This window comes from Candidatus Nitrosotalea sp. FS, from assembly GCF_011319475.1.
Classification (GTDB): Archaea; Thermoproteota; Nitrososphaeria; order Nitrososphaerales; family Nitrosopumilaceae; genus Nitrosotalea.
Genome location: NZ_RCMC01000084.1, coordinates 1 through 853 on the forward strand (window position 1 = coordinate 1; position 853 = coordinate 853).

Consider the following 853-nt stretch of genomic DNA (forward strand, 5'->3'; position numbering starts at 1 on the left):
AATTGTAAATCACGGTGAGCGACGCAAGTGTGAAAACTTGGCAAGCTCTGTGCACAGGATGTTTAGAATTGCAACAACATGTCCTCAAGTGCAAGAAGGAATTAGATTACTTTAGATCGTATTCTGCTCGCCAGATCTTTACACCAGATGGAGTTACAATGATTCTCTCTTCTCCAAGTCTTGCAATATCTGCATCAGCATTTTTTGCAATGTTGTAAATTTCTTCAACAGCCTTTCTTAGCTCATCGACATTTTTTTGTGCAAGTGGGGTTACCCTGAGAACTAGAATCATTCCCTTTTTGATGTCCTCTTTTACACTATGCACATCGCTATAGTCCCTCAAAGTTATTGCCTTGAGGTAGGTCGGAGCCTTTTGCTGCTGCATACTTTGTAAGCGATAATCTCCCCCAAAAAGTCTTTCTAGTCAATTATACCTCACCGATTAGCTTGCGTGGCTAAATTCTATACTGCAGGTATTCTGGTTCTGTGATACCACCAGTTACAATCTCTGACTTGGTACCATTCTTTTCTGTCAAGACGATACCTTCCTTATCCCTTGGTGCATCAGAGTATCGTAGTGCAATAGCTGCAGCTAATTTCAAATTTTTCTCAGAGTCATCGCCGCGCAATAATGAAATCGGACCGACATGATCTTTTGCATCAAACAAAACATCGCCAGGCAATGCAAGTGCCTTTATCATTTCATTTTCGTCCTTGTGTCTTCCGACAATGAATTTTGTTGTACCATCAAATCTAAAGTGTCTTCCAATTTTTAGCAAGTCAATGTCATTTGTGTTTGGATTTTCTGTATGCTTGAAGAGATCTTTTGCTCGAATTGCAAATGCAGGATCAG

At 40.2% G+C, this 853-nt stretch carries 1 protein-coding gene and 1 pseudogene; both read right to left on the minus strand.

What is annotated here, in order from left to right:
* Positions 1 to 106 precede the first annotated feature (106 nt).
* The gene (sepF, locus tag DYY66_RS03245; RefSeq protein ID WP_148694714.1) at positions 107 to 385 is read right to left on the minus strand and encodes a cell division protein SepF; all 279 of its coding nucleotides are present in this window, start codon (positions 383 to 385) and stop codon (positions 107 to 109) included.
* A 70-nt stretch (positions 386 to 455) separates the two neighbouring features.
* Positions 456 to 853: pseudogene (locus tag DYY66_RS13945) on the minus strand (tRNA (5-methylaminomethyl-2-thiouridylate)-methyltransferase); the annotation flags it as partial.